This window comes from Burkholderia pyrrocinia, from assembly GCF_003330765.1.
Classification (GTDB): domain Bacteria; phylum Pseudomonadota; class Gammaproteobacteria; order Burkholderiales; family Burkholderiaceae; genus Burkholderia; species Burkholderia pyrrocinia_B.
Genome location: NZ_CP024903.1, coordinates 2,308,576 through 2,334,975, shown reverse-complemented (window position 1 = coordinate 2,334,975; position 26,400 = coordinate 2,308,576). Strand labels below are relative to the sequence as shown.

Annotated in this window: 20 protein-coding genes; 15 read left to right on the top strand and 5 right to left on the bottom strand. The window is 67.7% G+C overall.

The window, feature by feature from the left end; genetic code table 11:
* Positions 1 to 21: 21 nt before the first annotated feature.
* On the top strand, positions 22 to 603 hold the full coding sequence (locus CUJ89_RS28170; protein WP_114180577.1) for a DUF3501 family protein: 582 nt from the start codon (positions 22 to 24) through the stop codon (positions 601 to 603).
* 722 nt (positions 604 to 1,325) lie between these two features.
* Positions 1,326 to 2,267 carry a transposase gene (locus CUJ89_RS28165; RefSeq protein WP_114180576.1) on the top strand — a complete coding sequence of 314 codons (942 nt, stop codon included), beginning with the start codon at positions 1,326 to 1,328 and terminating at the stop codon, positions 2,265 to 2,267.
* Positions 2,268 to 2,390: 123 nt separating this feature from the next.
* Here CUJ89_RS28165 and CUJ89_RS28160 read toward each other — a convergent pair whose 3' ends face one another.
* Positions 2,391 to 3,917: a mannose-1-phosphate guanylyltransferase/mannose-6-phosphate isomerase gene (locus tag CUJ89_RS28160; RefSeq protein ID WP_114181605.1), complete on the bottom strand. Its 1,527-nt coding sequence runs from the start codon at positions 3,915 to 3,917 to the stop codon at positions 2,391 to 2,393.
* Positions 3,918 to 4,345: 428 nt separating this feature from the next.
* On the opposite strand from CUJ89_RS28160, the gene CUJ89_RS28155 reads away from it, so the two are divergent.
* The 10 genes from CUJ89_RS28155 (at position 4,346) to CUJ89_RS28110 (ending at position 17,167) form a co-directional block, all read left to right on the top strand.
* The gene (locus CUJ89_RS28155; RefSeq protein WP_114181604.1) at positions 4,346 to 5,719 is read left to right on the top strand and encodes an undecaprenyl-phosphate glucose phosphotransferase; all 1,374 of its coding nucleotides are present in this window, start codon (positions 4,346 to 4,348) and stop codon (positions 5,717 to 5,719) included.
* A 75-nt stretch (positions 5,720 to 5,794) separates the two neighbouring features.
* Positions 5,795 to 7,207 (top strand): UDP-glucose dehydrogenase family protein, encoded by a 1,413-nt coding sequence (locus CUJ89_RS28150; RefSeq protein WP_114180575.1) that lies wholly within the window; start codon positions 5,795 to 5,797, stop codon positions 7,205 to 7,207.
* A gap of 30 nt (positions 7,208 to 7,237) precedes the next feature.
* Positions 7,238 to 7,681 (top strand): low molecular weight protein-tyrosine-phosphatase, encoded by a 444-nt coding sequence (locus CUJ89_RS28145; protein WP_114180574.1) that lies wholly within the window; start codon positions 7,238 to 7,240, stop codon positions 7,679 to 7,681.
* Positions 7,675 to 8,853, top strand: a complete 1,179-nt coding sequence (locus CUJ89_RS28140) for a polysaccharide biosynthesis/export family protein (RefSeq protein ID WP_114180573.1) — start codon at positions 7,675 to 7,677, stop codon at positions 8,851 to 8,853. Before CUJ89_RS28145 ends, CUJ89_RS28140 begins: the two co-directional genes overlap by 7 nt.
* A gap of 50 nt (positions 8,854 to 8,903) precedes the next feature.
* Positions 8,904 to 11,129, top strand: coding sequence for a polysaccharide biosynthesis tyrosine autokinase (locus CUJ89_RS28135; RefSeq protein ID WP_114180572.1), 2,226 nt, complete (start codon positions 8,904 to 8,906; stop codon positions 11,127 to 11,129).
* Between the two features lie 62 nt (positions 11,130 to 11,191).
* Positions 11,192 to 12,151 (top strand): glycosyltransferase family 2 protein, encoded by a 960-nt coding sequence (locus tag CUJ89_RS28130; protein ID WP_114180571.1) that lies wholly within the window; start codon positions 11,192 to 11,194, stop codon positions 12,149 to 12,151.
* A gap of 43 nt (positions 12,152 to 12,194) precedes the next feature.
* Positions 12,195 to 13,343 (top strand): glycosyltransferase family 4 protein, encoded by a 1,149-nt coding sequence (locus tag CUJ89_RS28125; protein ID WP_114180570.1) that lies wholly within the window; start codon positions 12,195 to 12,197, stop codon positions 13,341 to 13,343.
* Between the two features lie 10 nt (positions 13,344 to 13,353).
* Positions 13,354 to 14,820 (top strand): O-antigen ligase family protein, encoded by a 1,467-nt coding sequence (locus CUJ89_RS28120; RefSeq protein WP_114180569.1) that lies wholly within the window; start codon positions 13,354 to 13,356, stop codon positions 14,818 to 14,820.
* On the top strand, positions 14,817 to 16,001 hold the full coding sequence (locus CUJ89_RS28115) for a glycosyltransferase family 4 protein (RefSeq protein WP_114180568.1): 1,185 nt from the start codon (positions 14,817 to 14,819) through the stop codon (positions 15,999 to 16,001). Before CUJ89_RS28120 ends, CUJ89_RS28115 begins: the two co-directional genes overlap by 4 nt.
* Positions 16,001 to 17,167, top strand: a complete 1,167-nt coding sequence (locus CUJ89_RS28110) for a glycosyltransferase family 4 protein (RefSeq protein ID WP_114180567.1) — start codon at positions 16,001 to 16,003, stop codon at positions 17,165 to 17,167. Before CUJ89_RS28115 ends, CUJ89_RS28110 begins: the two co-directional genes overlap by 1 nt.
* A gap of 131 nt (positions 17,168 to 17,298) precedes the next feature.
* Here CUJ89_RS28110 and CUJ89_RS28105 read toward each other — a convergent pair whose 3' ends face one another.
* Complete coding sequence (locus CUJ89_RS28105) at positions 17,299 to 18,531, bottom strand: MFS transporter (protein WP_114180566.1); 1,233 nt, start codon at positions 18,529 to 18,531, stop codon at positions 17,299 to 17,301.
* A 153-nt stretch (positions 18,532 to 18,684) separates the two neighbouring features.
* Here CUJ89_RS28105 and CUJ89_RS28100 point away from each other — a divergent pair, with 153 nt between their 5' ends.
* Positions 18,685 to 19,155 carry a winged helix-turn-helix transcriptional regulator gene (locus CUJ89_RS28100; protein WP_201752339.1) on the top strand — a complete coding sequence of 157 codons (471 nt, stop codon included), beginning with the start codon at positions 18,685 to 18,687 and terminating at the stop codon, positions 19,153 to 19,155.
* A gap of 92 nt (positions 19,156 to 19,247) precedes the next feature.
* Here the strand turns inward: CUJ89_RS28100 and CUJ89_RS28095 are convergent, their stop codons facing one another.
* From CUJ89_RS28095 to CUJ89_RS28085, 3 genes are all read right to left on the bottom strand, one after another.
* Positions 19,248 to 20,696, bottom strand: a complete 1,449-nt coding sequence (locus CUJ89_RS28095; protein ID WP_114180564.1) for an MFS transporter — start codon at positions 20,694 to 20,696, stop codon at positions 19,248 to 19,250.
* Positions 20,697 to 20,894: 198 nt separating this feature from the next.
* Positions 20,895 to 21,668 carry a helix-turn-helix transcriptional regulator gene (locus tag CUJ89_RS28090; RefSeq protein ID WP_114180563.1) on the bottom strand — a complete coding sequence of 258 codons (774 nt, stop codon included), beginning with the start codon at positions 21,666 to 21,668 and terminating at the stop codon, positions 20,895 to 20,897.
* 26 nt (positions 21,669 to 21,694) lie between these two features.
* On the bottom strand, positions 21,695 to 22,036 hold the full coding sequence (locus CUJ89_RS28085) for an FKBP-type peptidyl-prolyl cis-trans isomerase (RefSeq protein WP_048250201.1): 342 nt from the start codon (positions 22,034 to 22,036) through the stop codon (positions 21,695 to 21,697).
* 583 nt (positions 22,037 to 22,619) lie between these two features.
* Here CUJ89_RS28085 and CUJ89_RS28080 point away from each other — a divergent pair.
* Complete coding sequence (locus CUJ89_RS28080; protein ID WP_114180562.1) at positions 22,620 to 23,537, top strand: metal-dependent hydrolase; 918 nt, start codon at positions 22,620 to 22,622, stop codon at positions 23,535 to 23,537.
* Between the two features lie 453 nt (positions 23,538 to 23,990).
* The gene (locus CUJ89_RS28075; protein WP_114181603.1) at positions 23,991 to 25,463 is read left to right on the top strand and encodes a sigma-54 dependent transcriptional regulator; all 1,473 of its coding nucleotides are present in this window, start codon (positions 23,991 to 23,993) and stop codon (positions 25,461 to 25,463) included.
* The last annotated feature ends 937 nt before the right edge of the window (positions 25,464 to 26,400 follow it).

Sequence of the window (26,400 nt, the reverse complement as noted above, 5' to 3'; positions counted from 1 at the left end):
GCCGACCCACGAGGACATCCCATGACGCTGACCCGCGACTCCCTGCTGACGCTCGAAGCGTACGCGAAGATCCGCAAGACCGAACACGCGCGGCTCGTCGCGTACAAGCGCCGCCGTGCGGTGGCGCTCGGCAACCACCTGCGTTTTTTGTTCGAGGACGAGACGACGATCCGCTATCAGATCCAGGAGATGCTGCACATCGAGAAGATCTTCGACCAGGCGGGCATCGAAGGCGAACTGGAAGCGTATTTGCCGCTCGTGCCCGACGGCACCAACCTGAAAGCGACGATGCAGATCGAATACGAGCACGAGATCGAACGGCGCGCGGCGCTCGCACGGCTGATCGGCGTCGAGGATCGCGTGTACCTGCGGGTCGACGGGCATGCGAGCGTCTATGCGATCGCCGACGAGGATCTCGAGCGCGACACCGCCGAGAAGACATCGGCCGTGCACTTCGTGCGCTTCGAACTCGACGCGCCGATGCGCGCGGCGCTCAGGGGCGGGGCGGCGCTGTCGATCGGCTGCGATCACCCGGCCTACGCGATGCCGCCGCAGCGCGTGGCGGCGGACGTGGCCGCATCGCTGGCCGGCGATCTGCACTGACGCAACCGTTGCGCGTCCTGCGCGCCGGTTTCTGCTTTTCCGTTCCGACCCGAAACAGGATTTCCGCACGCGATGCGGCGCGTGTGCTCGCCGGTCGCCGCGAAGATGTAACAGACGTCACGAGTTTGCATGCAAGGAAATAATTGCATCGCACGTCACCATGCTTTCATCACTCGCAGAGAAACAATAAAAAGATTGTGCACGGAGATAATCGGGTTGAACGGAAATCGAACGATTTACCGATTCGTGAATATATTGTTACGAAATTTCCCCTGATTTACCGATTTTAGGCAGCGATTCACGGGATTGTTTCGGCAAGGGTCGGAGCAGCCCGCAAAGGCCCGCCGGATGGCATTCTTCAGACCCTGCGGAGCCCCGCCAGACGGGGCTTTGCAGCGACAGGCATAAAGATCTCGCAAAAAAATTCAAGCGTAAATGGATTACGCATTCATGGCAGGTTGTTTCAGTGCGTAACATTAAGTCATTGTCATATTGAGATAAACCCTGAGGATGGTATGCTTCGTGCACAAAAATTCCCACATTGGAGTGAGACCGCGATTTGTGCGCCATTGCCGGGAATTGCGGCACCGTGAAAGTGCGGTGTCGTCCGGCATGCACAACACCGGATAACCATAATGTGCAACCTGGCCGCCCCGCGACGCGATGAGTCGCGACGGCGCCGCCAATCGCAGCCCCGGCCTGGCTGCGTGGAGAGATCTACTATGTTCTTCGATGAGCTTAACGATGAAGAGTGGTTTCGTCTTTCAACGCTGATCGCCGATGAACCCATCCGGCTGAACCGCCGTGGGCGTCCACGAGCCGAACCGCGCGTCGTTGCCAACGCGGTGCTCTGGATCCTGACGACCGGCGAAGCGTGGTCCAAGCTGCCCGGTCGCTATCCGTCCGGGCCGACGTGCCGTCGCCGCTACGAAGAGTGGCTCGCGACCGGTACGCTGCTGCAGATGATCGACGTGCTGACCCAGTTCAGCGGGCGCACGTTCGCGTATATTCCGCCGCCGCCGGTGCCGGTCGTTCCCGCGCGCCGCGCGGAGCCCATGCCTGACAACGATCGTTTGCGCGGCGTGTTCTGGCAGAACCCCGAATCGTGGCAATTGCCGGTTGCGCAGGCAAACGTTTGGGACGGCGAGGGCGCGTCGCTGACCGCGATGCCGGGCGAAGAAGCGGTCGTCCCGTCGGACGCGTCGTTCGTGGTGCCCGGTGCGCCGGCGGCGGAGCTGCGCCATGCGCATGCGCCGTCGGCGAGCTTCGCCGCGACCGAACCGCAAGTCGACGAGTATCGCGGCTATACGATCAGCGGCATTGCGCAGCCCGTGCAGAACCTGATGTATCGCGCATGGGCCGAGATTTCGCAGGGCGACCGGCGCGTCGAGCGCTCGGGCCTCATCGGTCCGCGCTTCACCGATGCCGAGGAAGCCGAGCAGTTCGCGCTCGACTGGGCGCGCCAGTGGATCGATCGCCACGGTGCGAGCGACGCGCCGGCGCGCGAGCCGCAAAGCGAGGTGCTGGCCGGCCTGTCCGCGCTGGCGCGCGCGGAGTCGGACATCAAGCGCTTCATCGCCGAGCGTCGCACCGGCGCGCTGTCCGAAAGCCGCAACGATCCCGTGCAGTCGGAGCGTCACGAATACGCGTACCGCGTAGGCTGAGCGCCGTTCCGATGTAAGGCGCGGGCTGTCGTGTGCCACGACGCCCGCGTGGAAATCCCGTCTCTTCATGTCTGCCTCGCCGGGGGCGCCGCAGTGGTTGCGGCGCCCCCGGCGCATGATGCGTTACTGCCGGCCGTAGGTATCGTCGAAGCGGACGATGTCGTCCTCGCCGAGATAGGCGCCCGATTGCACTTCGATCAGCTCGAGCGGCATCTTGCCCGGATTCTCCAGGCGGTGCGATACGCCGAGCGGGATGTACGTCGATTCGTTTTCGGACAGCAGGAACGTTTCGTCGCCGCGCGTGATGCGCGCGGTGCCGCGCACGACGATCCAGTGTTCGGCGCGGTGGTGATGCATCTGCAGCGACAGTTGCGCGCCCGGCTTCACGACGATGCGTTTCACCTGGAAGCGCTCACCCATGTCGACCGAGTCGTAGTGGCCCCACGGGCGATGCACCTTGCGGTGATCGGTCGCTTCCGCGCCGCGTTGCGCCTTGATGCGCCCGACGATCTTCTTCACGTCCTGCACGCGCGATTTATCCGCGACGAGCACGGCGTCGGGCGTTTCGACGACGACGAGGTTCTGCGTGCCGACGCAGGCGACGAGCCGGCTTTCCGAATGCGCGAAGGTCGATTCGGCGTCTTCGAACAGCACGTGGCCGCGGCCGACGTTCTTGGCATCGTCCTTCGCCGAGATCTGCCAGATCGCGTCCCACGAGCCGACGTCCGACCAGCCCGCGTCGAGCGGCACGACGACGCTCTCGCACAGTTGGGGCAGGCTCGCGAGCGGCTCCATCACCGCGTAGTCGATCGAGTTCGACGGCGACGCGGCGAACGCGTCGCGATCGACGCGGAAGAAGTCGCCATCGCCCTTGCCCTGTGCGACGGCCTGTTCGCAGGCCGCGTAGATCGCCGGTTCGAGCTGACGGATCGCATTCAGCCAGACCGATGCGCGAACGATGAAGATCCCGCTGTTCCACCAGTATTCGCCCGATGCGACGTACTGCTGCGCGAGTTCGAGATGCGGCTTCTCGACGAAACGGTCGAGGCGGCGCACGTCGAGGCTGCCCGTCGCGGCGTCGCCGAGCGGCGCGCCGACGCGGATGTAGCCGTAGCCGGTTTCCGCATGCTTGGGCACGATGCCCATCGTCGCGATCTTGCCTTGCGCCGCGCAGTGCACGCCGGCCGCGACGGCTGCGTGGAAGCGCGGCAGGTCGGCGACCGCATGGTCGGCCGGCATCACGGTCATCACCGCATCGTTGCCGTCGGCGACGAGCCGCAGTGCGGCGAGCGTCAGCGCGGGCGCGGTGTCGCGGGCGAGCGGCTCGAGCATGATCGTCGCGCGCTTGGCCGTCAGGCGCAGCTGTTCGGCGGTCGTGAAGCGGTGATCCTCGCCGCACACGATCAGCACGTCGTCGTTCAGCGGATGGTCGGCCGTCAGGCCGTCGAGGCGCAGCGCGGTCGATTGCAGCAGCGAATGATCGCCGAGCAGGCCGATCAGCTGTTTCGGAAAACGTTCGCGCGACATCGGCCACAGGCGCGTGCCGGAACCGCCGGCAAGGATCACCGGCTGCACGGCGAGGCGCGTGCCGGCGGCGGGTGCGGCGGAAGAGGAATGGCGCGTTTCGGCTGCCACGGCCGGAGCATTCATGATGACACTCTCCATGGTTGAAGTCAGTGCCTGACGTTGTAGCATGAAGTAAATCGACAATAAAACCTGGCCGATTGGCTGAGATTCGCCAGGCATTCATCTGGAAGAATTTTCAGCGATAGCATTGGATGCAAATAAAAAAGTAAAAAATAATTCCGATCGCCAACCGGACATGACCGCCCGCAAAGGGTGAGCGGGAAGCGTAAAGCTTCCGAAAACCTCTCGATTTCCGGTCGATTCGGGAAAACGTGCCGATTTAATTAAAAAAGATCGCGGCAAGATTTTCCGATTATTTTTCGAAATACTTGTGCGCTTGAGGACGAATTTTCTTACCGGTTCAATAGCGTCATGCAACGTTTGAATCGAATGTGCGGCACGGGTCGCGCAAGGAGCTGTTCGGCAAACGCCTGTTCAAAGAGGAAGCAGACATGTTGAGCGTGCTGGCGAGAGTCATCGATATCGCGATGGTCGTGGCGGGGGCGCTGATCGCCGCCGCGCTGCACGGCGGCAGCATCTGGCTCAACGACCTGCAGCGCACGACGGTGCTGTTCGACTGCCTGCTCGTCGTCGTGTTCTTTCCGGCCGTCGGCATTTACCAGTCGTGGCGCGGCAAGCGTCTCGTCGGGCTGGTGGGCCGGGTTGCGTTCGCGTGGCTCGTGGTCGAGCTCGCGGGCATCCTGATGAGTTTCAGCTTTCACCAGTCGGGCGAATTGTCGCGGCTGTGGCTGGGTTACTGGGCGCTCGTGACGATGGCGCTGCTCGCCGGCTCGAAGGCCTGCGTGCACGTCGTGCTGCGGCAACTGCGCCGCGGCGGCTACAACCTGAAGGCGGTCGCGATCGTCGGCGGCACGCCGGCGGCGCGGCGGCTGATCGCGCAGATGCGGGCGCGGCCGGAAGCGGGCTTCAACCCGGTGTGCGTGTACGACGAAAGCGAGGCGCCGGGCGAAGTCGCGCTCGACGACGTGCGCATCGAGCGGCAGTTCGAATCGCTGGTGTGGCTGGTGCGCAGCCGCGCGATCAGCGAGCTGTGGCTCACGCTGCCGGTCTCGGAGGAGCGCCGGATTCACCAGATCGTGACGGTGTTCCGCCACGACTTCGTGAATATCCGTTTCATTCCGGACGTGCGCACGTTGTCGTTCTTCAACCAGGAAGTGGTCGAGGTGCTCGGCGTGCCGGCGATCAACCTCGCGGCGTCGCCGATCACCGACGTGCGGATCCTGCCGAAGTTCGTGTTCGACCGGCTGTTCGCGCTGGCGGCGCTCACGGCGCTCGCGCCCGTGATGCTGCTGATCGCGGGCCTGATCAAGCTGACGTCGCGCGGGCCGGTGTTTTTCCGCCAGAAGCGCAAGGGCATCGACGGGCACGAGTTCGAGATCTACAAGTTCCGCTCGATGAAGGTGCACCAGGAAGCGGTGGGGCAAGTCACGCAGGCCACGAAGAACGACACGCGCGTGACGCCGGTCGGCCGGTTCCTGCGCCGCACGAGCCTCGATGAGCTGCCGCAGTTCATCAACGTGCTGAAGGGCGAGATGTCGGTCGTCGGCCCGCGCCCGCATGCGCTCGCGCACGACGACATCTACAAGGATCTGGTCAAGGGCTACATGTTCCGCTACCGGATCAAGCCGGGCATCACCGGGTGGGCGCAGATCAACGGCTTTCGCGGCGAGACCGACCAGATCGAGAAGATGATGGGACGCGTGAAGCTCGATCTGTACTACATGCAGAACTGGTCGTTCTGGCTCGACATCAAGATCGTCGCGCTGACGCTCTGGAAAGGCTTCACCGGCAGCAACGCGTACTGAACGTACTGAAGCATCGCCGCGCAGACATTCCGGTTTTACGAATTTCGAATCATTGGTCAAGGGGTCCGACACATCATGAATCTGACTATCATCGGCAGCGGTTACGTAGGTCTTGTCACCGGCGCCTGTCTCGCCGACATCGGGCACGACGTGTTCTGTCTCGATGTCGACCAGGCAAAGATCGACATCCTGAACAACGGCGGCGTGCCGATCCACGAGCCGGGCCTCAAGGAAGTCATCGCGCGCAACCGCTCGGCCGGCCGCCTGCGCTTCTCGACCGACGTCGAGGCGGCAGTCGCGCACGGCGACGTGCAGTTCATCGCGGTCGGCACGCCGCCCGACGAGGACGGCTCGGCCGACCTGCAATACGTGCTCGCGGCGGCGCGCAACATCGGCCGCTACATGACGGGCTTCAAGGTGATCGTCGACAAGTCGACGGTGCCGGTCGGCACCGCCGAGCGCGTGCGTTCGGCCGTTGCCGAGGAGCTCGCGAAGCGCGGCGGCGACCAGATGTTCTCGGTCGTGTCGAATCCGGAATTCCTGAAGGAAGGCGCGGCGGTCGACGATTTCACGCGGCCGGACCGCATCGTGATCGGCTGCGACGACGACGTGCCGGGCGAGCGCGCCCGCGAGCTGATGAAGAAGCTGTACGCGCCGTTCAACCGCAACCACGAACGCACGCTGTACATGGACGTGCGCTCGGCCGAATTCACGAAGTACGCGGCGAACGCGATGCTCGCGACGCGCATCTCGTTCATGAACGAGCTGGCGAACCTCGCCGACCGCTTCGGCGCGGACATCGAGGCCGTGCGCCGCGGGATCGGCTCCGATCCGCGCATCGGCTATCACTTCCTGTACGCCGGCTGCGGCTACGGCGGCTCGTGCTTCCCGAAGGACGTCGAGGCGCTGATCCGCACGGCCGACGAGCACGGGCAATCGCTGCAGATCCTGAAGGCCGTGTCGTCGGTCAACGCCACGCAAAAGCGCGTGCTCGCCGACAAGATCGTCGCGCGCTTCGGCGAAGACCTGACGGGCCGCACGTTCGCGATCTGGGGCCTGGCGTTCAAGCCGAATACCGACGACATGCGCGAAGCGCCGAGCCGCGAGCTGATCGCCGAGCTCCTGTCGCGCGGCGCGCGCGTCGCCGCGTACGACCCGGTCGCGCAGCAGGAGGCGAGCCGCGTGATCGCGCTCGATCTTGCGGATCACCCGAGCTGGCTCGAGCGCCTGAGCTTCGTCGACGACGAAGCGCAGGCCGCGCGCGACGCCGACGCGCTCGTGATCGTCACCGAATGGAAGGCATTCAAGAGCCCCGACTTCGTCGCGCTCGGCCGCTTGTGGAAGACGCCGGTGATCTTCGACGGCCGCAACCTGTACGAGCCGGAGACGATGAGCGAGCAGGGCATCGAATACCACCCGATCGGCCGGCCGGGCTCGCGCCAGGCCGTCGCCGCCCGCGTGCCGGGCACCGCGCGCGCGAGCGCGTAACCCGTTTCCCGTCACTCGTTAAGAGACGCCATGTTCCGGAACATCCTGATCGTCTGCCACGCCAACGTCTGCCGCAGCCCGGCAGCGGAAATGCTGTTCAAGTCGCACGCCGGGTCGCGCGGCGGCCCGCGCCCGACGTTCCACTCGGCCGGCGTGCATGCGAACGACGGCGACGGCATCGATCCGGTGATGCGACAACTGCTCGCCGAGCGGGGCGTCGATGCGACGCCCCACCGCTCGCGGCGGCTGTCGCGCCGGATCGTGCGCGACGCCGACCTGATTCTCGTCAGCGAGCGCCGACAGATCACGGCCGTCGAATCGGTCGATCCGTTCGCACGCGGCAAGGTCCACCTGCTCGGCAAGTGGGAAGGGGCCGAGATTGCCGATCCGCACGGCGGCCCCGAGGCCGATTACCGCGAGAGCTACTCGCAGATCGAACGTCTGGTTCAAGGATGGCTACAGAAATTATGCTGAAACGCCCGATGCGCCCGGTGGCGCTTGCCGTCGCGCTGACGACTTTCCTGTCAGCCTGTGCAACCGCACCCGGCAACTACCTCGATTCGTCGAACCTGAAGGACGAAGGCCGGAAGGAAGCGGCCGAGACCTATCCGGTTCATTTCATCGACGCCAAAGTGGTGATGGACCAGTTGCAGAAGCAGCAGGTCGACCATCCGCTGCCGCCTGGACGTTATACCGATCCGTCGCAGTACGTGTACCGCGTCGGCCCGCAGGACATCCTCGGCGTCACCGTATGGGACCACCCCGAGCTGACGACGCCGCAGGGCCAGTCGTTCTCGAGCGGCGGCAACACGACGCAGTCGGTCGCGGGCGCGCTGCAGCAGCCGTATACGACCGCGCTGCCGGGCCAGGCCGATCCGTACGGCCAGACGGTGGCCGCCGACGGCACGATCTTCTTCCCGTTCGTCGGCCGCGTGCGCGTGGCGGGCAAGACGGTCGCGCAGATCCGCGAGCAGATGGCGTCCAGTCTGTCGCACTACGTGAAGAATCCGCAGCTCGACGTGCGCGTGCTGTCGTTCCGCAGCCAGAAGGTGCAGGTGACGGGCGAGGTGAAGCAGCCGGGCCCGCTCGCCGTGAGCGACGTGCCGCTGACGCTCGTCGACGCGATCTCGCGCTCGGGCGGCTCGACCAGCGAGGCCGACCTGCAGCGCGTGCGCCTGACGCGCGACGGCAAGCTCTATACGCTCGACGCGAACGGCGTGCTCGATCGCGGCGAAGTGCGGCAGAACGTGATGCTGCAGCCGGGCGACATCGTCAACGTGCCGGACCGCAGCGACAGCCGCGTGTACATCATGGGCGAGGTCAAGACGCCGGTCGCGGTGCCGATGCTCAAGGGCAGGCTGACCATCGCCGACGCGCTGACCGCGGGCGGCGGCATCCTCGACACCGATGCGAACCCGCGCAAGATCTACGTGATGCGCGGGATGCGCGACAACCCGACGAAGCCTGAAGTGTTCCGTCTCGACATGACGCAGCCCGATGCGCTGATGCTGTCGAGCCGCTTCCCGCTTCAGCCGCTCGACGTCGTCTATGTCAGCACGGCCAGCTCGGTGCAGTTCAACCGTGTGCTGCAGCAGGTGCTGCCGACGATCCAGACGATCTTCTTCATGCGGCAAATCACGCGCTGATAGCCCGCCGGGGCGGCGCCTCCGCCCCGGCACCACTCAAGCGGGAATGAATGGTGAACACGCAAGCGAAACACTCCTACGCGGATCTGACCGCCAAAACCGAGGAAGAGGACTTCGTCCTCGGCCAGTTGCTCCAGGTGATCATGGACGACATCTGGCTGCTGTTCGGCATCGCGGTGACGGTCATCGCGCTCGCCGGTCTTTACTGCTACATCGCGAAGCCGGTTTACCAGGCCGACGTGCATGTGCGGGTCGAAGGCAACGACAGCACGTCGCAGGCGCTGACGCAGACGCAGACGGGCGCGACGATCAACAGCGGTCCGCAGCAGGCGCCGACCGATGCGGAAATCGAGATCATCAAGAGCCGCGGCGTCGTCGCACCGGTCGTCGAGCAGTTCAAGCTGAACTTCTCGGTCGTGCCGAAGACGCTGCCGGTGATCGGCAGCTTCGCCGCGCGGATTGCGACGCCCGGCGATCCGGCGCGGCCGTGGCTCGGCCTGAAGTCGTACGCATGGGGCGGCGAAATCGCCGACATCGACACGATCAACGTCGCGCCCGCGCTCGAAGGCAAGAAGCTGACGCTGACGGCCGGTCCGGAAGGCACCTATGCGCTCTCCAGCGAGAACGGCGGCCGGCTGCTGTCGGGCAACGTCGGCGAATCGGCACAGGGCGGCGGCGTGACGCTGTTCGTGAAGAAGCTCGTCGCACGCCCCGGCACGCAGTTCACGGTGGTCCGCTACAACGATCTCGACGCGATCAGCGGCTTCCAGACCGGCATCCAGGTGACCGAGCAGGGCAAGCAGACGGGCGTCGTGCAGATCTCGCTCGAAGGCAAGGATCCGGACCAGACCGCCGCGATCGCGAACGCGCTCGCGCAGTCGTACCTGAACCAGCACGTGGTCGCGAAGCAGGCCGAAGCGACCAAGATGCTCGACTTCCTGAAGGGCGAGGAGCCGCGCCTGAAGGCCGACCTCGAACGCGCGGAAGCCGCGCTGACGCAGTACCAGCGCACGTCGGGCTCGATCAACGCCAGCGACGAGGCGAAGGTCTACCTCGAGGGCAGCGTGCAGTACGAGCAGCAGATCGCCGCGCAGCGCCTGCAGCTCGCGTCGCTTGCGCAGCGCTTCACCGATTCGCACCCGATGGTGATCGCCGCGAAGCAGCAGCTCGGGGAACTGCAGGCCGAGAAGGACAAGTTCAGCAACCGCTTCCGCAGCCTGCCGGCGACCGAAGTGAAGGCCGTCCAGCTCCAGCGCGACGCGAAGGTCGCCGAGGACATCTACGTGCTGCTGCTGAACCGCGTGCAGGAGCTGTCGGTGCAGAAGGCCGGCACGGGCGGCAACATCCACCTCATCGATTCGGCGCTGCGTCCGGGCGATCCGATCAAGCCGAAGAAGGTGCTGATCCTGTCGGCCGCCGTGTTCCTTGGGCTGATCCTCGGCACGGGCGTCGTGTTCCTGCGCCGCAACATGTTCCAGGGCATCGAGGATCCCGATCGCATCGAACGCGTGTTCAACCTGCCGCTGTACGGGCTGGTGCCGCAGAGCGCCGAGCAGGTGAAGCTCGACGCGATGGCCGAGAAGGGCGGCGGCCGCGCGCGGCCGATCCTCGCGAGCCTGCGTCCGAAGGATCTCAGCGTCGAGAGCCTGCGCAGCCTGCGTACCGCGATGCAGTTCGCGATGATGGACGCGAAGAACCGCGTGATCGTGCTGACGGGCCCGACGCCCGGCATCGGCAAGAGCTTCCTGACGGTCAACCTCGCGGTGCTGCTCGCGCATTCGGGCAAGCGCGTGCTGCTGATCGACGCCGACATGCGTCGCGGCCTGCTCGACCGCTATTTCGGTCTCACCGCGCAGCCGGGCCTGTCGGAGCTGCTGAGCGACCAGTCGCCGCTCGAGGATGCCGTGCGCGAGACGCCGGTGCAGGGCCTGTCGTTCATCGCGGCCGGCACGCGCCCGCCGAACCCGTCGGAACTGCTGATGTCGACGCGCCTGCCGCAATACCTCGAAGGGCTCGGCAAGCGCTACGACGTCATCCTGATCGATTCGCCGCCGGTGCTGGCGGTGACCGACGCGACCATCATCGGCCGCATGGCCGGCTCGACGTTCCTCGTGCTGCGCTCGGGCATGCATACCGAAGGCGAGATCGCCGATGCGATCAAGCGCCTGCGCACCGCGGGCGTCGATCTGGAAGGCGGGATCTTCAATGGCGTGCCGCCGAAGGCGCGCGGCTACGGCCGCGGCTATGCGGCCGTGCATGAATACCTGAGCGCCTGACCGCATTGCACGCAACCGGGCCGGCGCAAGCGGCGCCCGCCCGGCCGACTGGAGAACCATCGATGAAAATTTCCGTGCTCGTTCCGACCTACCGGCGTCCCGCCGACCTCGCGCGTTGCCTGCTGGCGCTGCAGCGCCAGCAGCGGCTGCCCGACGAGGTGATCGTCGTTGCGCGCCCGGAGGACGACGCCACGCACGAACGACTCGCCGATCCGTCGGTCGGTGGCGCGCTGCCGCTGCGCATCGTGCCGGTCGACGTGACGGGGCAGGTCGCCGCGCTCAACAAGGGGCTCGACTCCGCGAGCGGCGACATCGTCGCGATCACCGACGACGATGCGGCGCCGCATCCCGACTGGCTCGCGCGCATCGAGTCGGTATTCCAGGCCGATCCGCGCGTGGGTGCGGTCGGCGGGCGCGACTGGGTGCACGAGAAAGGCCGCGTGCTCGACGAATCGCGCGAACTCGTCGGCCAGCTCACGCTGTCCGGCAAGATCGTCGGCAATCATCACCTCGGCGTCGGCGGCGCGCGCGAAGTCGACATGCTGAAAGGCGCGAACATGAGCTACCGCCGCGCCGCGATCGAACGGCTGCGCTTCGACACGCGGCTGCGCGGCACCGGTGCGCAGGTGCACAACGACATGGCGTTCAGCATGCACGTGCAGCGCGGCGGCTGGAAGCTCGTCTACGACCCGGCGATCGCGGTCGATCACTATCCGGCCGAACGCTTCGACGAAGACCGGCGCGATGCCGCGTCGCTGAACGCGATCAGCAACGGCGCGTACAACCTGCAGCTGACGCTGCGCGAGCATCTGCCGCCGGTACGGCGCGAGATCGCGTGGTGGTGGTGGGCGCTGGTCGGCACGCGCGTCTACCCGGGCTTCGCGCATGTGCTGCTGTCGCTGCATACCGCACGGCGCGGCCGCGTGCTCGCGCACTGGCGCGCGGTGCGCCGCGGCGCGCGCGATGCCCGCCGCACGAACCTTGCCCCCCACCGTGCGGCGATGCCGCCGGTGACGTCTTGAACGGGCTGCGCGCATCGCGCGCGGCCACCCCAGGAGGGCTCGCATGACTGCAACGAAAGCTGCAACGAAAGTTCACGTTCATCTGTTTTACGGCGCCGATCCGCGTACCTACCGGAAAGGCGAGAACATCGGCTGCCTGTATGGCTATCACCATGCCGAATCCGACGAATTCCGGCTGACCTATTCGCAGGACGGCGGCGAGAACCGCGTCGCCGGCCTCGTACGCCGCGCGCTGAAGGCGGCGCTCGGCTTCGACGTCGTGCATGCGTGGCGCAACCGCGCCGCGCTTCTGAACACCGACGTGATCTGGACGCACACCGAGCAGGAGCATCTTGCCGCTTCGCTGATCCTGAAGTTCGCCGGCTCGCACGGCAAGCGCCCGCTGCTGCTTGCACAGAGCGTGTGGCTGTTCGACAAGTGGGGCAGCTTCGGCGGCCTGCGCCGCTGGCTGTACCGCAAGCTGCTCGCGCGCGCCGACGCGCTGACCACGCTCGCCCGCGACAACGCCGAGCTGTGCCGCCGCTACCTCGGGCGCGATGCCGAGTTCGTCTACTACGGGCTGAACACGCAGGACTTCCCGATCACCGAGCCGCAGCAGTGGCAGCCGAACCGGCCGCTGCGGATCGCGGCGATCGGCAATGACCGCGACCGCGACTGGCGCACGTTCCTCGCCGCGTTCGGCGGCGACGAGCGCTACGAGGTGCGGCTCGCGACGCGGCGCCGCGTGCCGCGCGAGTGGCATGCGCCGAACGTGAAGATCGGCTCGGCGTCGGGGCTCGCGAAGCAGCACGAACTGTACGCGTGGGCCGACGTGATCGTCGTGCCGCTGCGGCCGAATTTCCACGCGTCGGGCATCACCGTGATGCTCGAGGCGGCAGCCGTCGGCAAGCCGATGATCGTGTCCGACGTCGGCGGGCTCAGCGATTATTTCCCGCACGATACGGCCGCCTATGTGCCGGCGTTCGACGCGCAGGCGATGCGCCAGGCCGCCGACCGCTTCGCGGCCGATCCGGTTGCGGCGCTCGATTGCGCGCGGGCTGCCGCCGCGTGCCTGCGCGAGCGCGACCTGACCACGCAGGCGTTCGCCGAGCAGCACGTGCGGATCACGCGCGACATGCTGCGCCGGCGCCGGACGCCGGCGGCCGCGGGCGTGACGATGCCGCTCGCGGATTCGCGTCCGTCGTCGCGGTGAGAGCGGATCGATGAGTACGATTACCGCCGAACGCGCATCGTCGCGCAACCGCAGCTGGTTCGCCGACCCGAAGCACTGGGCCGGGCAGGCCGGGCTGTGGACGTTTACCGCCGCGCTGATCGCCATCCACCAGGGCAAGGTGCTGACGCTCGCGTTTCCGGTGCTGGCCATCGGGGTCGGCATCTGGCTGTATTTCAAGAGCCCGGCGCGCTACGTCGGCTTCATGTGGTGGGTGTGGTTCCTGAGTCCGGAAGTGCGGCGTCTCGCCGACTGGTCGAAGGGCGCGTTCACGCCGACGAGCCTGATCCAGGTCGCGCCGCTTGCGGTGACGATGATCGCCGGCTTCGGGCTGATCCGGCATTACCGCGTGCTCGCGCAGCGGCGCGGGATACCCGTGCTGCTGATGCTGTTCGGGCTCGCGTACGCGTACCTCGTCGGGATCGTGTCGAGCGGCGTGATGGCCGCGACCTACGACCTGGCGAACTGGGTGTACCCGGTGCTGATCGGCTTTCACATCATGGTCAACGCGCGCGACTATCCCGAGTACCGCGACGTGCTGCTGTCCACGTTCATGTGGGGCATGCTCGTGATGGGCGTATACGGGGTCGTGCAGTACTTCGTGATGCCGCCGTGGGACGTGCTGTGGATGATCGGTTCGGACATGGGTTCGCAGGGCGAGCCGGTGCCGTATGGCGTCCGGGTATTCAGCACGATGAACTCGTCGGGGCCGTTCGCGTTCGCGATGATGGGCGCGCTGGTGTTCGTGCTCGCGGCGCCGCAGAAGATTCGCTGGTTCGCCGGTGCGGCCGGCTTCGTGTCGTTCGCGCTGTGTCTGGTGCGCTCGACGTGGGGCGGCTGGGTGATCGCGCTGGCGATCCAGCTCGCGCAGTCGAACAACCGCGTGCGGATGCGGATCCTTATCAGCGGCGTCGTGCTGGTCGGGCTATGCGTGCCGCTCCTGACCGTCGGGCCGGTTGCCGACCGTCTCGGCCAGCGTCTCCAGTCGATCACGAACCTGAAGGACGACCGCAGCTACGACGACCGCAACAAGTTCTACGCGACCTTCGCGCAGACGGCGTTCACCGACGTCGCCGGCGAAGGGATGGGCGCGACGGGCGCATCCACGAAGCTGTCGAGCGATAGCGGCGAGCTCGGCAAGTACGGCAGCTTCGACAGCGGCGTGATGAACGTGCCGTTCGTGCTCGGCTGGCCCGGCACGCTGCTGTACCTCGCCGGCGTCGTGATGCTGTTCGGCCGCACGCTGCGCGCGGCGTTCAAGCTGCGCAAGGACAAGTTCGTCGGCGCCTGCCTGAGCCTGTGCCTGTCGACGTTCGCGATGCTCGTGTTCACGAACTCGCTGATCGGCACGGGCGGCCTGCTGATGTTCACAGCCATTTTTTCGATTCTTTCCGCGGCGCACTGGCAGAAGGCACAGCGCCTGCTGGCCGCCGCGCGTTTACGGGGAGGCGACCATTGAGAATCGCTATCGTCACGCACGTCGTGCGACATAACGACGGGCAAGGCCGCGTCAATTACGAAATCGCGCGCGCGGCGCTGGCCGAGAACTACGAGGTCACGCTGGTCGCGTCGCACGTCGCGCCCGAACTGCTGGCCGACCCGCGCGTGCGCTGGGTGCCCGTGAGGGTCGGCGGCTTCTGGCCGTCGAATCTCGTCAAGCAGCAGGTGTTCGCACTGAAGAGCGCGTGGTGGCTGCGCGCGCACCGCAGCGAGTACGACGTGCTGCATGTGAACGGCTTCATTTCGTGGATCAAGGCCGACGTGAATACCGCGCACTTCGTGCACGGCGGCTGGTTCAAGAGTCCGTACTATCCGTTCGGGCCCACGAAGGGGATCTGGTCGGCTTACCAGTATGTTTATACGCGCGTGAACACCGTGCTCGAGCGCTGGGCGTACCGGCGTTCGCGTGCGATTACCGGCGTGTCGCAGAAGGTGGCCGACGAGATCGCCGGGCTCGGCATCGACAGCCGCAAGATCAGCGTGATCTACAACGGCGTCGACGGCAGCGCGTTCGCGGGCGCGCAGGCCGACCGCGCGGCGTTCAAGCTGCCGGACGACGCGTTCCTGCTGCTGTTCGTCGGCGACCTGCGCACGCCGCGCAAGAACCTCGGCACGGTGCTGAAGGCGCTGACGAAGCTGCCGGCGAACGTTCATCTGGCGGTGGCCGGGTATCTGCCCGGCAGCCCGTATCCGGAAGAGGCGCGCGCGCTCGGCATCGATTCGCGCGTGCATTTCCTCGGGCTGGTAAAAAACATGCCGACGCTGATGCGCTCGGTCGACGCGTATGTGTTTCCGTCGCGCTACGAAGCGATGAGCCTGTCGCTGCTGGAGGCGATGGCGGCCGGGCTGCCGGTCGTCACCGCGCGCACCGCGGGCGGCGCGGAAATCATTACGCGCGAATGCGGGATCGTGCTGGAGGACCCGGACGATCCGGCCGCGCTCGCGCAGGCGATCGGCTCGCTCGCGGCTTCGCGCGACACCTGCCGCGCGATGGGCGACGCGGCCCGCGAACTGATGACCCGTTTCGGCTGGGCGCACATGGGTGCCCAGTACGTCGCGCTGTATCGGCGCATCGGCCAACCCTCGCAGCCGTCCGCTTTCGAGCGGGTCGAGCATGCGGTCACGCAGGAGCAATCGTGATGTCTCAATCTTCCCGGCCGATCAAATCGTTGCAGATCGGCATGCACTGGTTTCCCGAACGCGCGGGCGGCCTCGACCGGATGTACTACTCGCTCGTCGGCGCGCTGCCGGGCGCGGGCGTCGAGGTGCGCGGGCTCGTCGCGGGCTCGCCGAAGGTCGCCGACGACACCGGCGGGGCGATCCAGGGCTTCGGTCCCGCGTCGCAGACGCTCGCGCGCCGGATGCTCGCCGCGCGGCGCGCGCTGCGCGAGGAGATCCGCAGCGAGCGGCCGGACGTGATTTCGTCGCACTTCGCGCTGTACACGTTCCCGGGCCTCGATGTGACGCGCGGGATTCCGCAGGTGTCGCACTTCCAGGGGCCGTGGGCCGACGAAAGCCAGGTCGAGGGCGCCGCGTCGCTCGGGCAGCGCGCGAAACGCTATCTCGAACAGGCCGTCTATACGCGCTCGTCGCGGCTGATCGTGCTGTCTCAGGCGTTCGGCCAGATCCTGACGAACCGCTACGGAATCGATCCGTCGCGCGTGCGCGTGATTCCCGGCTGCGTCGATACCGCGCAGTTCGACACGCCGCTCACGCCCGGCGAGGCGCGGCACAAGCTGCAACTGCCGCAGGACCGGCCGATCGTGCTGGCCGTGCGCCGGCTCGTGCGGCGCATGGGGCTGGAGGACCTGATCGACGCGATCGGCCTCGTCAAGCACCGTCACCCGGACGTGCTGCTGCTGATCGCCGGCAAGGGCAAGATCGGCGAGGAACTGCAGCAGCGCATCGACGCGGCGGGGCTGCAGGACAACGTGAAGCTGCTCGGCTTCGTGCCCGACCATCATCTCGCGGCGCTATACCGCGCGGCGACGGTCAGCGTCGTGCCGACGGTCGCGCTCGAAGGCTTCGGGCTGATCACCGTCGAATCGCTCGCGTCCGGCACGCCCGTGCTGGTCACGCCGGTCGGCGGGCTGCCGGAGGCGGTCGCCGGGCTGTCCAGCGATCTCGTGCTGCCGTCGACCGGCGCGGACGCGATCGCGGAAGGGCTCGGCGGCGTGCTGTCGGGCGCGATCGCACTGCCCGACGAGGCCGCGTGCAAGCGTTATGCGCGCGATCATTTCGACAACGCGGTGATCGCGCGGCGTGTCGCCGGCGTGTACGAAGAGGCGATCCAGGCAGCGGGCTGAGCCCCCCGCGGCGCGCAACCGGCGTGCCGCAGCGAAGGTCGAACCGCCGCGCGTGCGCGGTCGGTTCGCGCGCCGGCCACCCGAAGCGGGCGAGCCGGCTTTCCCCGTCCGATTCGCGTCGCCGGCACGCTTCACGCGCGCCTGAGCGTCGCGGCCCACCAGCCGAGCGCGGCCACGCTCACAGCCGCGCCGAGCACGCAGACGCCCGTCCATCCGGCGCGCGCATACATCATCGTCGACGCAATCGCACCGAGCCCGCTGCCGGCCGAGTAGAACAGCATGTAGCAGCCGACGAGGCGCGCATGCGCATCGGGCCGCGCGGCGAGAATCATGCTCTGGTTGACGACGTGGACGGCCTGCCCGCCGACGTCGAGCAGCACGATGCCGACGATCAGCAGCGCAATCGACGTATCGCCGAACGCGAGCGGCAGCCACGAGCACGCGAGCAGCGCGAGCGCGGCGCCGGTCGTCGCTTCGCCGCGCCCGCGATCCGCGAGCCGGCCTGCGCGCGCGGCAGCCGCCGCGCCCAGTGCGCCGACGAGGCCGAATGCACCGATCTGCGTATGCGACATCGAATGCGGCGGTGCGCTGAGCGGCAGCACGAGCGCGCTCCAGAAGATGCTGAACGCCGCGAACATCAGCAGCGCGATCGCGCCGCGCACGCGCAGCACGCGTTCATTGCGCAGCAGCGACACCATCGATCGCAGCAGTGCCGCGTAACCGAGCCGTTCGCGCGGTTCGTTCGTGTCGGGCAACAGCCGCGACAGCACGGCAAGCATGGCGATCGCGAGCGCACCCGAGACGAGATAGACCGCCCGCCATCCGGCGATATCGGTGACGACGCCCGCCAGCGAGCGCGCGGCCAGCAACCCGATCACGACGCCGCCCTGCGCGGCGCCCACCACGCGTCCGCGTTCGCCGGCGCCCGCGAGTGCGGCCGAGCACGCGATCAGCCCTTGCGTCATCGCGGTGCCGAGCAGTCCGACCGCGACCATTCCCGCCAGCAGCGCGATGCGCGTCGACGACGCGGCCACGCCGATGCAGGCCGCCGTCAGCAGCAGAAGCTGCACGGCGATCAGGCGCTTGCGGTTCAGCAGATCGCCGAGCGGCACGACGAACAGCAGCGCGAGCGCACAGCCGAGCTGCGTGGCGGTGATGACGCCGCCGACCGCGGCCTGCGACACATCGAAATCGCGCGCGATCGAATCGAGCAGCGGCTGCGCGTAGTAGACGTTCGCGACGCTCGCCGCGCAGCAGATGGCCAGCAGCGCGACGCGCGCCGCGGACAGGCGGCCGCCGTCGCCAGGATGCGCCGCGCGCGATGCATTCGACGGGACGGTGCTTGAATGACAGGAAGACGCCATGGGTTTCCTCACGCAAAGTAGTTGCAATTTGAAACTGGTGTGAGTGTAGGAAAAGTAGTTTTAAAATGCAACCTGTTGTGCGGCGGGCGACGGGCCTGCGCACGGATGGCTGGCGCGGCCGCGAGCGCGGCCGGCACGATTGCGGAGAGGAACATGGCCAGGCAGAAAAGTCTTGCGGATTCGCCGTGCCCGGTGGCACGGGCGACCGATATCGTCGGCGATCGCTGGGCGTTGCTGATCGTGCGCGATGCGTTCGATGGCGTGCGCCGCTTCGGCGATTTCCGCGCGAGCCTCGGTGTCGCGAGCAATATCCTGTCCGACCGACTCAGGATGCTGGTGGACGCCGGCGTGTTCGACGTCGTGCCGGCGTCGGACGGCACCGCGTATCAGGAGTACGCGCTGACCAAAAAGGGCGAGGGGCTGTTTCCGGTCATCGTGATGCTGCGGCAGTGGGGCGAGGCGAACCTGTTCGCGCGCGGCGAGCCGCATTCGGTGCTGGTCGACCGCGGCACGGGGCGCGCGATCCGCAAGCTCGCGCTGCGGCACGACGATGGCCGGCCCGTGAAGGCGGCCGACACGCTCGTGAGGAAGGTCGGCGACGAAGCGGGCGCGGCGCGGCGGTGAGCGCGGTGCGCGACGGCCGCGCTTCAAGCTCGACGTCTTTCCGTGGCGTCATCTGATCCAGCGCGATCCCGGCGAAGCATGACCGCACACGGTCAATCGGTAGCCCGCACCACCTGGCGGGCGGGCGATGCGCCGCGATGCGCATCGGGCCGGACCAGCGTCGCGAGCAGCGCGGCCGTGACCAGCAGCGCGACCGACACGGCCGTTTCGATCCGCAGCCCGTCCACGACCTGCCACGCGCCGCCGCCGCCGGCGAGCGCGCCGAACGCTGCGACGCCCATCGCGCCGCCGGCCTGTCGCGCGGTATTCAGCACGGCCGACGCGATACCGGCCCGCTCGGGCGCGACCGACGCGAGCACGGCGGTCGTCATCGCCGGCACCGCGAAACCCATGCCCGACGGAATCAGCAGGAACGGCACGAGCAGGGCGGCCAGCGGCGTCGACGCGTCGACGAAATGTAGCGACCCGTAGCCGAGTGCGGCGACCAGCGCGCCTGCCAGCATCGGCCCGCGCGAACCGTGACGCGCGACCACCCGGCCGCTCGCGAGATTCGACAGCAGGAAGCCGCCCGTCAGCGGCAGGAACGCGAGGCCCGCCTGCAACGCCGATTCGCCGCGTGCGCGCTGCAGGTAGAGCGCGAGCACGAACACGGTGCCGTAGTACGTGAGGTTCACGCAGATCCCGAACAGCACGGCCGCGCTGAACGTGCGGTGGCGGAACAGCGACAGCGGCAGCATCGGCGTGGCCGTACGCGATTCGACCGCGACGAACGCGAGCGCGGCCAGCGCCGCCATCGCGAAACCGCCGGCCACCACCGGATGCGCGAAGCCGAGCGGCCGCCATTCGATCACGGCGCCGGTCAGCGCGGTCAGCATCGCGATCGCGATGAGCTGGCCGCGCAGGTCGAGTGCGCGGACGGAACGGGATGGCGCGGCCGGCGCAGCCTTCCCGCGGTGCGCGGGCACCCACGCGAAGGCGGCCGCGAGCCCGGCCGCGCACAGCGGCAGGTTCACGAGGAAGATGCCGCGCCAGCCCCACGCCGCGATCAGCAGGCCGCCGACGACCGGGCCGGCCGCGATCGAGATCGAACCGGCCGCCGTCCACCAGCCGACGGCCCGCGCACGCAGGTGCGGGTCGTGCCGGCACGCGTCGTTGAGCAGCGCGAGCGAATTGGGCAGCATCGCCGCGGCGCCGACGCCCTGCAGCGCACGGGCCGCGATCAGCATCGCGGGTGCGACCGCGGCGCCGCACGCGAGCGACGCGAGCGCGAACAGCACGAGGCCCGCGACGTACAGGCGGCGCGCGCCGAAGCGGTCGCCGAGCGCGCCGCCCGACAGCATCAGCACCGCGAACGCGAGCGTGTACGCATCGACGACCCACTGCAGGCCGGCGACCGGCAGATGCAGGTCGCCGGCGAGATGTGCGAGCGCGATGTTGACGATCGTCACGTCGAGTTGCGTGACGACGAAGCCGATGCTGACGGTCGCGACGACGCGCGCGAGCGCGGGCGGGAAGGCGGAGGCGGGTGTGGTCGTATCCATGCGCCCATCGTAGGACGCGACGGGCGGGCGATGTTTCAGCGGGACGTGAAGCGTCGATACGTGCGACGCGATGCAGCGGGGCTGCGAGCGCGACAGAAGCGGGGAACACGAACGCCGAGACCGGGGCGACGCGGACGAGGTTTGCCGGCCTGTGCCGCCGCTACGTGCGTTGACGCGGGTTCAGTGAGGCGGGTTCGCTCAATGCCGTTCGCCGCGCCAGCGTCCCGGCGCAACGCCGAAGCGCTTCGTGAACGCATGCGTGAACGTGCTCTGGTCCGCGAAGCCGACCATGCCCGCGATGTCGACGAGCGGATGCCGGCCGTCGGCGAGCAGCACGACCGCCGCGTCGAGCCGCAGCCGCTGCAGGTAGCGATGCGGCGTTTCGCCGAATGCTTCGACGAACAGTTGATGAAACCGGCGCATCCCGTAGCCGCAGTGCGCGGCGAGATCGGCGATGCGCAGCGGCTCGGAGAGCCGCGCGCGCAGCCAGCGGTCGATGCGCGCGAAATCGAGACCCGACGCGGGCGCGGCGATGCCGGCGTCGTCGAGCAGCGCGCCGCACAGGCGCGCGGCGGCCTGCCACTGGAAACGGTGCGCGGCCGCCTGCCGCGCGTCGCCGGCCGGCGCATCGAGCTGCGCGGCGGCCGCTGCGACCTGCGCGACGAGCAACGTCAGGGCCGGATCGATCGACACGGCACGCGCGCGGTCGAACAGCCGCTGCGGCACCGCGAGCGACGCGGCGGGCAGGTCGATCACGAGCTGGCGATTGTCGCCGAGGCCCGCGTAGTCGTGGCGCGCGCCGGCCGGAATCAGCCAGGCCGCATGCCGGTCGATGCACCGGCCGATACCGTCCACCGCCATCACCATCGCGCCATCGACGCCGAGCACGACCTGGTGGAAGTCGTGCACGTCCGACGCTTCGCACGTGTCGTAGCGGCGCAGCGCGATGGCGGGGGAGGCGATGCGCTCCATTGGAAGGAACCCGGCCGGCTGCGTCGTCAGATGGCGAGCAGTTCGACTTCGAACACGAGCGTCGCGTTCGGCGGAATCACGCCGCCTGCGCCGCGCGGGCCGTAGGCGAGTTGCGGCGGGATCGTCAGGCGACGCACGCCGCCGACCTTCATGCCCTGCACGCCTTCGTCCCAGCCCTTGATGACCATGCCGCCGCCGAGCACGAACGCGAACGGGTCGTTGCGGTCCTTGCTCGAATCGAATTTCTGACCGTCGGTCAGCCAGCCCGTGTAGTGGACGCTGACGGTCTGGCCGGCTTGCGCTACGTCGCCGGTGCCTTCGGTCAGGTCTTCGTATTTGAGGCCCGATTCGGTCGTGGTGACAGACATGACTTCTCCTGAAAGTGGGTTGACTAAAAACGCTATTGTAGGCGAGCGCGCAGCGGGTCGTCGCGCATGGCTGGCCACCCCGTCGAACGTGCGTCAGGGGCGGCAGCCGGCAGGAGCGCCCCTGATCGCCCGAAACGCAAATGGAACGCGCGTTTGAATTTTTCGCGGGCCGCGCGGCTGAGGTTGCACCACGCGAGTGCGCCGCGCGTATGAATCGGTGCTGCCGGGGCGGTCGGCGGTGTGCTGCGCGGCGCCGCCGGATTCGTCAAAACACCCGCTGCACGGGGCTTTCGGGCCGGCGGCAGGACGCGGTGCCAACCGGCACGCATCGCTCGCTGGCCGGCGCGAGCGTTCGAATCGAGGCCCGTCCGGGCGCCATTCGAGCGCCGTTTTTTCTGCCTTTTCGACCGTGCCCTGTTTGGAAGCGCGCATCTACCGCGCGGCTTGCGCGCGCGGGCGCGGCCAGCCTATCTTTACATCTGTCGATGTCAAGATTTTGGCGGTGCGCGACGCGCTGCCCGGGCTGGAGCTGGTTGCGTCGGATGACGCGCCGGGCCGCTCCGGAACAAGGAGAACGAAAAACATGAAGTCAGCCGCTTCCGCCACCGCAGCCGGGATCATGCCGGTGCGCCGCGACCTGCGCTTCGACCTGCCGGTCGAACGCGCGAAGGACTGGCATGGCCTCGGGTCGCATGTGACCCATTTCTTCAACGCGCTGTCGCTGCTGTTCCCGGCTGGCGAGCGCTTCTTCATGGATTCGGTGCGCCATTACCGCGACCGGATCGACGATCCCGTGCTGAAGCGGCAGGTGCTCGGCTTCATCGGCCAGGAGGCGATGCATACGCGCGAGCACGCCGAATACAATGAGCTGATGCAGGCGAACCACCTGCCCGCGCGCAAGCTCGACAAGCGCGTGTGGGCGGTGCTCGGCTACATGAAGCGCAAGCTGCCGCATTCGGTGCAACTCGCGCACACGGTCGCGGCGGAACACTACACGGCGATGCTCGCCGACTGGCTGCTGCGCGATCCGACGCGCCTCGAAGGCTCGGTCGAGGGCTACCGCCAGATGTGGATATGGCACGCGCTCGAGGAAACCGAGCACAAGGCCGTGTCGTTCGACGTATGGAATGCCGCCATGAAGCCGGGGCTGCGCCGTTACCTGATCCGCATCGGCGTGTATCTGCTGACGACGCTGACGTTCTGGCCGACCGTGTTCCTGATCCATGTGACGCTGCTGTGGCGCGATCGCGGCGCCAGGCGTCACGTGCGCGGCATGCTGCGGATGATCGCGTTCCTTTACGGGCCGCGCCGCGGGCTGTTCCCGCGCATCGCCGGCGAATGGCTGAGCTTTTTCCGGCCGGGCTTTCATCCGTGGGATCACGACAACCACCACCATCTCGCGCGGGTCGACGCGCTCGCCGCCTCTTACGGCGAGCACGGCGGTACGCCGGCCGGCCGCGGCCGCGCGAACGCACCGGCGCCGCTCGCGTCGGTTCGCTGACCCGGCCGCCGCGCCACCCTGCGCGGCGTCGGGCCGCGCATGTTGCATTCCTGCATCATCCGGCTTCATCTGATGATTGAGCGAAGTCAATCGGAAGCGGTTACACGGGCGTTCGCGTGCCCGGCCGACCGGCCGCGCACGCGCATTCCGGCGAGCCGATTTCGCGTGCGCCGCATCGCACGCGAGCGCTGCGCGCCAGCACCGGCACGGCTTTGCGCGCAGGGCGTTCGCCCGTCACGGCTTCGCGCCGCGCATGCTACAGGGATAACACCCATCTAGTCGCACGCCCTCCGCATCGATATACCGTTCATGACAGCATCTGCCCTGGCGTGCGATTCGTGCGCAGGGGGATTTTATTCGGACGGAAATGCGGCCAATATGTCGGTTCGATCGAGGTCCGTCGTACGCGGCGGCGAGCCGGTGCGCGATACCAACGCCAAGCGGGGAACAATGATGGTTGCAAGGTCACCCGACGCAAACGGGCAAGCGGCGCCCGAGATGACGCACGTGTCCGTCACCGCTCCCGAGGCCGGCCGCAAGCTGTTCGTGATCATGCGTTCGCCCGACGAGCCGTTGCTTGCGCAACTGCGCGGGCTCGGCTGGGAGATCGCGGTCGCGAAGACGGCCGGCGCCGCGCAGAACATGACATCCGGCGTCAGCGTCGCCGCCGGGCTGGTCGATTTCACGGGGTTCACGTCGCGCGACTATCCCGCGCTGAAGGCGTGCCTGAGCCAGCCGGCAATCGGCTGGATTTCCATCGCGCAGGCCGGCATCACGATCAGTCCCGCCGTGCGCGAACTGATCCGCAGCTATTGTTTCGATTATGTGACGCTGCCGCTGCCCTACGAATGGATTTCGCACGTGCTCGGCCATGCGCGCGGGATGGCCGCGCTCGATCGTGTCGACGGCGCGGCCTATGCGGCGTCGATCGGCGAGCACGGGATGATCGGCAACTGCGAGGCGATGCAGCAGTTGTTCAGCACGATCCGCAAGGTGGCGAAGACCGACGCCAGCGTGTTCATTTCGGGCGAGTCGGGCACCGGCAAGGAACTGACGGCCCTCGCGATTCACGAGCGTTCCGGCCGCGGCAAGGGGCCGTTCGTCGCGATCAATTGCGGCGCGATTCCGCATCACCTGTTGCAGTCGGAACTGTTCGGCTATGAGCGCGGCGCGTTCACGGGCGCGAACCAGCGGCGCGCGGGCCGGATCGAATCGGCGAATGGCGGCACGCTGTTTCTCGACGAGATTGGCGACATGCCGGTCGAAAGCCAGGCGAGCCTGCTGCGCTTCCTGCAGGAGGGGAAGATCGAGCGGCTCGGCGGGCAGGAGTCGGTCGTGGTCGACGTGCGGATCATCTCGGCCACGCACGTGGATCTCGACAGCGCGGTCGAGGCCGGCCGCTTCCGCGCGGATCTCTATCACCGCCTGTGCGTGTTGCGCATCCACGAGCCGCCGCTGCGCGCGCGCGGCAAGGACATCGACATCCTCGCGCACTACGTGCTGCAGAAATACAAGGCCGACAGCGGCCGCAAGATCAGCGGCTTCACGTCGGCCGCGCTCGATGCGATGCGTCGCTACGAGTGGCCCGGCAATGTGCGCGAGCTGATCAACCGCGTGCGGCGCGCGATCGTGATGGCCGAGAGCCGGCTGCTGACGCCGCACGATCTCGGGCTCGACACGCCCGGCGAAACCGAACCCGTGACGCTCGAACAGGCGAGGGCGCTCGCCGAGCGCACCGCGATCGAGAACGCGCTGCTGCGCAACGATCACCGGATCAACCGGGCCGCAGCCGAACTCGGCATTTCGCGCGTGACGCTCTACCGGATGATGATCGAGCACGGGTTGAACGATCACGACAACAACGGCGACAACGGCGGGCACGACGGCGCGCCGTCCGGCGACGCGGGGCATCAGCGGGTCGGCTGAGCGGCGCGCGATGTGTGTGTGCCGGGTCAGCGATAGGTCCGGCGCCGGTTTCACCGATTAGCCGTGCGATCGGCCGGCCCGGCACGGGCCGAGCCATCCCGCGGACGCCCGCGACCCCATGCCGCCGGCGGCATGTAAAGCGCATGAAACACTTCGCCTCGGCAACCGGGCGAATTTTCGTGATGAATCGGGCCGAACGGCCGGACGCCCGTCGGTAAAAGTTCCGTGGCCCATTGTTCAGCCTTATCCGGCAAGGCTCGGCCGCCACGCGACCGGCGCATGCCGCGCGCCGCGTGTTTCAGTTTCGCAACCTCCGGCATTCCGCGCCCGTTCCGGCCACCCACTCACCCGACCAACGCCTTGTCCGGACGGGCTCGCGCGAAGCTGGCCCGCTCCTTGCGGATACGAGCGTACGAAAGTCGACGACGCGAGGTCCCGTCCGGTTTGGCAGCGAACCCTGTCAATACTGGCCAGGATGCAGTCCGCGGGGATGCGGCGGCGGAACGCGGCGCAGCAGCCGCGTTCCGGCGAGCACGGAACGTCGTCGCCTGGTCGTCGGGGCACCGGCATCGTCCGGTTGCCGGAACAAGAACCAGACTGAAAACGGGGTAGAAAAATGATCGATCGTCACATGCCGCGGCCGGCAAGCCGCGATCGCAGTGATCCGGAGCATCGCCGGTCGAACGTCGCTCTCGCAGCTGACCGGCATGCATCGACAGGCCATCTCTCCGCGCCCGGTGCGAGGCGGATCCGGCTGGTTGCCGGTCATCCGCGCCGGGTCGGCACTTTCCTGCACGCCAACCCGATTCGCAAGGGCATGTGCGCACGGGCGCCGGTACCCCGACGCCCGATCTTCGCGTACTGACTGAAGCCGCGCGGTATCCGGTTGTGTTGCCCATCGTTCCCGCGAACGATTGATCTGCAATCCGAATCATGC